Below are 7,935 nucleotides of genomic sequence, written 5' to 3'. Positions count from 1 at the left end.
GCTGTTCATGCACTGCCTGCCCGCGCATCGTGAGGAAGAAGCAACCTCCGAGGTCATGGACGGCCCGAACTCGGTCATCTTCGACGAGGCCGAAAACCGCCTGCACGCACAAAAGGCCGTAATGCGCTGGTGTCTGGGCGTTTAGGATCATCATGCAGTTTCGAGAGGGCCATCAGGCTCTCTCATGACCCCCGGAGCACTGAATGCCTCACGTAACGCTGGAATTCTCCAAATCTCTGGACGACACCCATGATTTCCAGATGATTTGCGAGCGGCTGCATACCGTTCTCGCAAAGCATGATGAAATCGACGCCTCAGCGCTCAAGATCCGCGCCGCACCGATTGCCTATTCCTTCATCGGCACGCAACCGCAGACCTTCGTGCACGCCACGCTGCTATTGATGCGTGGCCGCGATGAGCCCACGCGGGCCGAGCTTAACGCCATCATTCTGGACGTTCTGGCCCAGACCATGCCCGAGGTCGGCAGCATCACCGTGCAGGATGTCGAGATGACTCGCGCCACCTATGCAAAGCGGCTGGCAGGTTGATGGCGCGGGTACTCTCTGGGTCCGTCAGCCGTATATCGGCGCGTTGTTGATCGCGCTGAGATCTTCCATGATGTCAAAGACATGATCCGAAGTCACTGTAACCCCAATGGCCTCAAGGCGTTTCATATGCATCGCTTTGTAGGTTTCCAGGCTCGCACGATCGCGAAACAGATATGTTGACCCGAAGTGGTTCGTGCCTTCTTCTATGGTCCAGATTTTCCAGACGACACCGGGTTCCCGGGCGATGCTTTCAGCCAGTTCCTTTGTTCCGGCCAGAAACTCTGCGGTTACGGGTCCGTCATAGGCCAGATGCAGATCCCAGATTTTCATCGTACTCATGGTAAAATGCTCCACGTTCAGGGGGTAGGGGGTGTAATCAGCGGTTCTTGCCAAGCTGCGCAAAGCTCAGAATGGCAAGCAGCGCAAAGAAGATGGGGTCGGACCAGCCAAAGCCGGTGAACACCCCGGTCAGACAGGCATAAAGCGTGATGACAACGCCCAGCATGTTGGTCCCCATCAGACCTTTCAGGATGTTCTGTGCTGTCTCGGTACCGGTTTCAGTGTTTCGAAACAGGAAGCTGATTAGGCCGATGCCACCCAGAAAGATCGCATTATGCTGCGACAGAAACACGGCATACTGATCGTTCAGTTGCAGTCCATAATTGGGCCAAAGGATGGTTGGCGCAAAAAACAGCGCCAATGCGAAAAACATGTAGATCACACCATGCGCGGTCAGGAAGGTTTTGTTGGTCATGTCTCGCCTTTCTGTGGTTGGGGCAGCTTTTTGCGAAGCTGGTTGAGCGTTCTGATCGTCTCGCGTCTGGTTTCGGTGCTCAGGCGTCCGAATATCTGCTCCAGCGCCTGATTGTGGACGGGCATGAACGCGGCCACTTTCTGTTTTCCGGCTTCTGTCAGGCGTAAAACGCGGGCGCGCTTGTCGGTTTCATCAACGGTCTTCTCCACCAGACCGGCCTGAATCAGGTTTTTGACGACAACATCCAGATTGCCGGATGTGGACAGCGTCAGGCGCAACAGGTCATTGATCGACAGCGCGCCTTTGGTGTTCAGGGTCTCCAGCGCATCCCACTGAGGTGCCGTCAGCCCCCCGGCGCGAAACACCGGCCCGATGGCACGCATGAACAACTGCTGGCTGCGCAACAGGGCCAATACCAGGGCCTGGTTTTCTCGGTCTTGGGTCTCGTGTGTCATGGCTGTCATTTATCCCTAGTTAGGGGTAATGTCAAGATGCACCCACACGTGCGAATGCTGCAAATATGCACGTCCCCCGTGCAAGGCCGCACTGGCGCCACTTTGAACAAGGATCGCTATATCTGGTGGAACTTCGTCTCATCCTCGAAAGAAAAGATCGAGACGGCGATTCATGAGTGGAAAAGCGCCGATTGGGTCAATGGCGCCTTCCACCTTCCGACAGGGGATGACCGCGAATTTATCGCCATTTCAGAACAGTTTGAGCGGACAAAGCCCCGGCTGGCCCGCCCGCGCGCGGCGTCAGGGGCGGGTGGGCTTGTGTAACCGTCCGTTTGCGGTGATCCTTTCTGGTATACCAGAGGGGGTATCATGAAACTTGTCATCGCAGGCGCGGGCAGCATCGGCTGCTACTGCGGCGGTTTACTGGCTCGCTCAGGGCATTCGGTGACCTTGCTGGGGCGTGCCCGTGTACTGGACCCCATCCGCGAACATGGGCTGACGGTCACGGATTACGATGACCTCAATGCCCATGTTGCGGCGGAAACCCTGACACTCAGCACCGATCCTGCTTGCCTGGATCAGGCCGAACTGGTCATCGTCACCGTCAAATCCGGGGCGACGGCGGATATGGCCGGACATATCGCGGACGCCGCCTGTTGGGACGCACCCGTCCTGTCCTGGCAAAACGGGATCGAGAATGCGGCAACCCTGCGCAAGGCGCTGCCCGGTCGCGATGTGCGCGCGGGCATGGTCCCCTTCAACGTGGTCCCGAACGGCCCCGCCAGCTATCACCGGGCCACATCGGGCGAAATCGTCATCCAGAACGGCCCCGGCGATCTGGCCACCGCCCTCAGCAGCCCGGACCTGCCCGTTATCGCAACTGACCGGATTGAGGCGGTGCAATGGGGCAAGCTGGTGATCAATCTGAACAATGCGCTGAACGCGCTGTCGGGGCTGCCGCTTGTGGATCAGCTGCTCAGCCGTGACTGGCGCAACCTCATGGCCGATCAGATGGCCGAGGCGCTGTCCGTTCTCAAGGCGGCGGGGCATCCGGTGGCCTCGACAACACCGCTTCCGGCGTGGATGACGCCGCATATCCTGCGGCTGCCGACACCTTTGTTCAGCCGGATCGCGGCGCGGATGCTCACCATCGACCCCACCGCCCGGACCTCGATGGCCTATGACCTGATGGCCGAGCGGCAAACGGAAATCGACAGCCTTCAGGGCCATATCATTCGGCTGGGGCATGAAACCGGGGTGCCCACCCCTCTCTGTACGAAAGTGTCAGACCTGATCAAACACGCGCCCGATCATCCGCTGTCCCCGGAACAGATCAGGCTCTGATCGCAGTCGTCAGACGAACCTTGTCAATGTCCAGAAGATCACGGCCGACATGGCGGCGGCGGCAGGCACGGTCACGACCCAGGCCGCAACGATCGTCATGAAATGCGACCGCCGCACCAGCTTGCGCCGCCGGAATTCTTCTGGGGCCAGCTTCAGCGCTGTGGCGTTTCGCCCATTGTTCTGTTTCCGCCTGCGATCCGACTGCCATTCGCGATAGAACCCGACGCCAAAGATTGCGCCAACGGCGATGTGCGTGGAACTGACCGGCAGGCCCAGCCAGCTGGCGACAATGACCGTGATCGCCGCTGACAGCGCCACGCAAAACGCCCGCATCGGGTTCAGCTTGGTGATCTGGCTGCCGACCATCCGGATCAGCTTGGGCCCGAACAGGAACAGACCGAACGATATCCCGAACGCGCCGATGATCATCACCCATAACGGGATCGAAACCTTTTGGGCGAAATCGCCGAACTCTGCCGCGTGGACAATCGCCGCCAGGGGGCCGACCGCGTTGGCCACATCATTTGCGCCATGGGCAAAACTCAGAAACGCGGCCGATATCACCAATGGCAGGCCAAACAGGGTTTTCAGCGACCGGGTCCGGTTCTCCAGCCCCTCGGACTTGCGACGCACCCAGGGAACCGTCAGCGCCCAGACCAGCACACCGCTGCCCAGACCGATCAGCAGCGCCATCTGCAGATCAATCTTGACGATCCGCTTCAGACCCTTGACCGACAGGTAGGTGGCGAACGCTGCCGCCATCACCGCCACAAGGATCGGCACCCAACGCCGCGCGGCGACGATCTTGTCGTCCTGATACTGGATCTTGGTCTTGATCAGCGCCAGGAATGCCGCCGCAATCACGCCGCCTAGAACCGGGGATATCACCCAGCTGGCCGCAATCGCGCCCATCGTGCCCCAGCTCACCGCGCTCAAACCGGCAGCGGCAATCCCCGCGCCCATGACCCCGCCCACAACCGAATGTGTTGTCGACACCGGCGCACCGATCCAGGTCGCCAGATTGACCCACATGGCGGACGAGATCAGCGCCGCCATCATGGCCCAGATGAACACGTTGCTGTTCTGCACCGAGGCCGGGTCGATGATCCCCTTCGAGATGGTCGAGACCACATCGCCCCCCGCAAGCAACGCGCCCGCGCTTTCGGCAACGGCGGCAATCACGATGGCACCGCCCATGGTCAGCGCGTTCGCACCCACCGCGGGACCCATGTTGTTGGCCACGTCATTGGCGCCGATATTGATTGCCATATAGGCCCCGAACGCGGCCGCAGCCACGACGATATAGGTGCCGTCGGCCCGTCCGAACAGCACCGCCGCCATCAATCCGGCAAGCACCATGAACGCCAGTGCGATTCCCGGCGCCAGCAGCGGGCGGGCGACATGAAGATTGGCAATTTCGACGCGCGAGATACGTTGCAGGTCGGTGTCAAGCGCCTGCCAGCGCGGTTTTGAGTTTGTGTCAGACATGGGCTTGGTCAAAGATTGGCAGATCGCCCGCAGCTAACGGTTTCCCGGTTCAGGGGCAAGCGCGCAGCCATCAAATTGTTGCGAAACGGCTACATCTGTCGCAGCAGCGCCTGCAACTCGGGCTCCTGAACCCGTTTGGCGGCTTCTGCCGGTGAAAACCACTGACGTTTTCGCTTATCCACTTCGGGAAAATCATCGGCCAGCTCGCGCACGGAAACCCGGTAGACACGGGTCAGGACCGATTGGGCCGTTCCCCCCTTGAAGATCTTGTCATAGGTGAATTGGCCGACGGGCTCCTTGTCAACCGCATCTGCACGCACGCCAGCCTCTTCCCACGCCTCCAGCAGCGCCGTCTCCAACCCGTCCAGACCATTGACTGGCCAGCCTTTCGGGATGATCCAGCGCCCGGTTTCGCGGCTGGTGATCAGCAGAACCTCGTCCTGATCCTCATGCCTGCGGGTACACAGGGCCGCAAACTGCACCCTTTGGGGGCGCAGGAACAAGGGGCGTCCGACCTCTTCCCAGATATTTCGCAGCCAAGCACTCATGTGATGTTCTTCAAATCCTGTTTCTGTCTTCGAAACCTGTGTGACGTAACAACAATAATGCCAGACTTCAATGAAATGTCCGCTTATTTCTGATTGTGACCGGTTCTTCGGTCAGTTTACCGTGATTTGTGAGATTTCGTGCAACAGCCCCGAAAGCCCAAGCCGCTTGCTGAAAGTGACGTGGCAATAGGCCTATCCCTGCCTGCGCTTGGCCCTCAGCGTCGGGTCGGCCTGTGTCGGGTCTTCGGGCCAGGGGTGCTTGGGGTATTGCGCCCGCATATCCTTGCGCACATCCGCATAAGACCCGGCCCAGAACCCCGGCAGATCGCGGGTAATCTGGATCGGGCGCTGCGCCGGCGACAGCAGCGTGATCTTCAGGGGCTGTCCGCCAACCACCGGATGCCGGGTCACGCCGAACAGCTCCTGCAACCGAACCGAGATTTCGGGGACCGCCGCGCCATAATCGATCGGCACCTTGCGCCCCAGAGGTGTTTCAAACGATCCCGGGGCGCGCCGGTCCAGTTCCTGGGTCTGGGCCCAGTCCAGCCGCGCGCGCAAGGCGGGCAGCAGGTCGAACCGTTTCCAGTCCTCTGCGCTTTTGACACCGGACAGCATCGGCAACAGCCAGTCGTCCAGCTCGGCCATCAGACCCTCGACCGAAAAGTCGGGCAGGTCCACCCCGTCGGCACGCACCAGTTCCACCCGCGCGGCCAGCCGTGCGGCGGCCCCGTCCAGCCGCAACCCCAGATCGCGCACCCCGTCCAGCATCGCACGCGCCACGGCGTCGTCCGGGACGTCCTTCCAGATGCGGTCGTCCAGCGTGATCGCCCCGAACCGCTCCTGCTGCCGGGACACGACCCGCCGTTCGCGTTTCGACCAGGCGCAAACCTCGACCCAATCGATCTGGTCGGTGAACAGTTCGCGGATCTCGCGTTCCGAAATCTGGGTGGCCATCCGCACCTTTGCCTCGCGCGGGTTGCCATCGGTGTCGGTGACAACCAGAAAAGGCGCGGTCGCCAGTGAATCGCCGCTGTCCAGCACGACACCCTTGCCCCCCGACAGCACATAACGCGGCGCATCGCCCTTGCGGCGCTTTCCGATACGGTCGGGATAGGCGAGGGCGGCCATGGCGGCAGCGCTCAGATCATTCTTCTCGGTCCCGGCCTGTTTCCTCAACCGTTTGGCCTCGGCATTGATCCGATCCACGGCCCCCAAGTTCACCTGCCAGACCCGGTTGCGCTGAAAGGTGCGCACATCCCGCAGTGCCTCTTGCCGCAAAGCGATATCCACCGGCGCGCCGCGCAGGGGGTCGCGCTCGGCCATCAAGGCGGCCAAAGGCGCGGCATTCGGTCCGGCCCGCACCAGCATATGCCCCAGCCGGGGATGCAACGGCAGCGCCGCCAGCGCCCGCCCGTGTTCGGTGATCCGCCCCTTGCCGTCCAGCGCGCCCAGCATCGCCAGAAGGGCACGCGCCTCGGCCATCGCGCCTTCGGGTGGCGGGGTCAGAAAGGCCAGATCGGCGGCATCCGCGCCCCACAGCGCCAGCTCCAGCGCCAGCCCGGTCAAATCGGCGGCTTCGATCTCGGCAGGCGGGTACGCGGCCAGCGCGCCATCCTCCCCCTTTGACCAAAGCCGGTAACACAGCCCTTCGGCCACACGGCCTGCACGACCCGCGCGTTGCGTGGCCTCTGCCCGTGTCACCCGCTCGGTCACCAGCCGGGACATGCCCGAGCCCGGATCAAACCGCGCCCGCCGTGCTTGCCCCATATCCACCACCACCCGGATATCGGGGATCGTCAGCGAGGTTTCGGCAATCGACGTCGCCAGCACCACCTTGCGCCCGGTCTCAACCGGGGCAATCGCCGCGCGCTGGGCCGCAAAGGGCATGGCCCCGAACAGCGGGCGCACCGTGCAACTGGCGGGCAGGCGTCCGGTCAAAGCTGCCTCAGCCCGCCGGATTTCACCCTCACCGGGCAGAAACACCAAGATCCCGCCGCCGGTGGCGCGGGTCTCACGCTCGGCCTCAACGACCAGATCGACCAATGCATCCAGCCGCCGCGCCTGTGGCCCCAATTGCCGATCCAGCCAGCGCATCTCGACAGGAAAACTCCGCCCTTCCGACGTAACCAGCGGCGCGGCCATCAGGCGCCCCACCGGGTCTGCATCCAGCGTGGCCGACATGGCCAGCAGAATCAGATCGTCCCGCAGCGCGCCCGTGACCTCAAGGCACAGCGCCAACCCCAGATCCGCGTTTAATGAGCGTTCGTGGAATTCATCAAAGATCACCGCCCCAATGCCCGGCAGGTCAGGGTCCGATTGCAGCATCCGGGTCAGAATGCCCTCGGTCACCACCTCGATCTTTGTGTCTTTTGACACTTTCGCATCGCCCCGCACGCGATAGCCAACACTCTGGCCGGCGCGCTCTCCCAGCGTCTCTGCCATCCGCTCCGCCGCGGCCCGTGCCGCCAGCCGCCGCGGCTCCAGCATCACGATCCTGCCGCCGCACAGACCCGCCTCCAGCATCGCCAGCGGAGCCCGCGTGGTCTTGCCCGCACCGGGCGGTGCTTGCAGCACGGCCCGCCCCTGCGCGCGCAGGGTGTCCAGCAGGCCGGGTATGGCATCGTCTATAGGCAGGCGTAGGGTCATCCGGCCCTTATCCGCGATCCCGCAGGTGGCGTCCAGTTTCCGCGCTCACATCAGCAAATCGCCCCGCACGAAATGACGCAGGCTGCGCGATCTTCGCAATTCCTGCCGCCTCCGGTCTGGACAAACGCCCCTCAAGCACGGCAACTGTTCCT

9 protein-coding genes and 1 pseudogene are annotated in these 7,935 nt (G+C 62.3%); 4 read left to right on the top strand and 6 right to left on the bottom strand.

Annotation, left to right across the window (positions count from 1 at the left end):
- Together AC2FND_RS11640 and AC2FND_RS11635 are read left to right on the top strand one after the other, a co-directional pair.
- Nucleotides 1–145, top strand: a pseudogene (locus AC2FND_RS11640) (ornithine carbamoyltransferase); the annotation flags it as partial.
- Nucleotides 146–203: 58 nt separating this feature from the next.
- Complete coding sequence (locus AC2FND_RS11635; RefSeq protein ID WP_496769845.1) at nucleotides 204–548, top strand: 5-carboxymethyl-2-hydroxymuconate Delta-isomerase; 345 nt, start codon at nucleotides 204–206, stop codon at nucleotides 546–548.
- 24 nt (nucleotides 549–572) lie between these two features.
- Here the strand turns inward: AC2FND_RS11635 and AC2FND_RS11630 are convergent, their stop codons facing one another.
- Genes AC2FND_RS11630 through AC2FND_RS11620 form a run of 3 tightly spaced genes read right to left on the bottom strand, consistent with a single transcriptional unit; the run spans nucleotide 573 to nucleotide 1,757 of the window.
- Entirely contained in the window at nucleotides 573–887 is a 315-nt protein-coding gene (locus tag AC2FND_RS11630; RefSeq protein WP_496769844.1) for a monooxygenase, read from the bottom strand.
- A gap of 37 nt (nucleotides 888–924) precedes the next feature.
- Nucleotides 925–1,302 (bottom strand): hypothetical protein, encoded by a 378-nt coding sequence (locus AC2FND_RS11625; protein WP_496769843.1) that lies wholly within the window; start codon nucleotides 1,300–1,302, stop codon nucleotides 925–927.
- Nucleotides 1,299–1,757, bottom strand: a complete 459-nt coding sequence (locus AC2FND_RS11620) for a MarR family winged helix-turn-helix transcriptional regulator (RefSeq protein WP_496769841.1) — start codon at nucleotides 1,755–1,757, stop codon at nucleotides 1,299–1,301. The genes AC2FND_RS11625 and AC2FND_RS11620 overlap by 4 nt, the downstream gene beginning before the upstream one ends.
- 78 nt (nucleotides 1,758–1,835) lie before the next feature.
- Between AC2FND_RS11620 and AC2FND_RS11615 the strand changes: the two genes are divergently transcribed.
- Together AC2FND_RS11615 and AC2FND_RS11610 are read left to right on the top strand one after the other, a co-directional pair.
- Nucleotides 1,836–2,081, top strand: a complete 246-nt coding sequence (locus tag AC2FND_RS11615) for a pirin-like C-terminal cupin domain-containing protein (protein ID WP_496769839.1) — start codon at nucleotides 1,836–1,838, stop codon at nucleotides 2,079–2,081.
- Between the two features lie 45 nt (nucleotides 2,082–2,126).
- Nucleotides 2,127–3,101: a 2-dehydropantoate 2-reductase gene (locus AC2FND_RS11610; protein ID WP_480507829.1), complete on the top strand. Its 975-nt coding sequence runs from the start codon at nucleotides 2,127–2,129 to the stop codon at nucleotides 3,099–3,101.
- A 9-nt stretch (nucleotides 3,102–3,110) separates the two neighbouring features.
- Here the strand turns inward: AC2FND_RS11610 and AC2FND_RS11605 are convergent, their stop codons facing one another.
- From AC2FND_RS11605 to hrpB, 3 genes are all read right to left on the bottom strand, one after another.
- A complete protein-coding gene (locus AC2FND_RS11605) occupies nucleotides 3,111–4,589 on the bottom strand; it encodes an inorganic phosphate transporter (protein WP_496769837.1) in 1,479 nt (492 codons plus the stop codon).
- 89 nt (nucleotides 4,590–4,678) lie between these two features.
- On the bottom strand, nucleotides 4,679–5,137 hold the full coding sequence (locus AC2FND_RS11600) for an NUDIX hydrolase (protein WP_209505701.1): 459 nt from the start codon (nucleotides 5,135–5,137) through the stop codon (nucleotides 4,679–4,681).
- Between the two features lie 192 nt (nucleotides 5,138–5,329).
- A complete protein-coding gene (gene hrpB / locus AC2FND_RS11595) occupies nucleotides 5,330–7,783 on the bottom strand; it encodes an ATP-dependent helicase HrpB (protein ID WP_496769835.1) in 2,454 nt (817 codons plus the stop codon).
- Nucleotides 7,784–7,935 lie beyond the last annotated feature (152 nt).

The organism is Ruegeria sp. BHSB056 (genome assembly GCF_059613305.1).
The sequence above is the reverse complement of the archived record's forward strand: the minus strand, read 5'-3'. Positions and strand labels throughout refer to the sequence as shown.

Excerpts from the sequence above, each read along its gene's own strand:
- AC2FND_RS11635 (WP_496769845.1), top strand. The coding sequence starts at position 204 with ATGCCTCACGTAACGCTGGAATTCTCCAAATCTCTGGACGACACCCAT.
- AC2FND_RS11630 (WP_496769844.1), bottom strand. The coding sequence starts at position 887 with ATGAGTACGATGAAAATCTGGGATCTGCATCTGGCCTATGACGGACCC.
- AC2FND_RS11625 (WP_496769843.1), bottom strand. The coding sequence starts at position 1,302 with ATGACCAACAAAACCTTCCTGACCGCGCATGGTGTGATCTACATGTTT.
- AC2FND_RS11620 (WP_496769841.1), bottom strand. The coding sequence starts at position 1,757 with ATGACACACGAGACCCAAGACCGAGAAAACCAGGCCCTGGTATTGGCC.
- AC2FND_RS11610 (WP_480507829.1), top strand. The coding sequence starts at position 2,127 with ATGAAACTTGTCATCGCAGGCGCGGGCAGCATCGGCTGCTACTGCGGC.
- AC2FND_RS11605 (WP_496769837.1), bottom strand. The coding sequence starts at position 4,589 with ATGTCTGACACAAACTCAAAACCGCGCTGGCAGGCGCTTGACACCGAC.
- AC2FND_RS11600 (WP_209505701.1), bottom strand. The coding sequence starts at position 5,137 with ATGAGTGCTTGGCTGCGAAATATCTGGGAAGAGGTCGGACGCCCCTTG.
- hrpB (WP_496769835.1), bottom strand. The coding sequence starts at position 7,783 with ATGACCCTACGCCTGCCTATAGACGATGCCATACCCGGCCTGCTGGAC.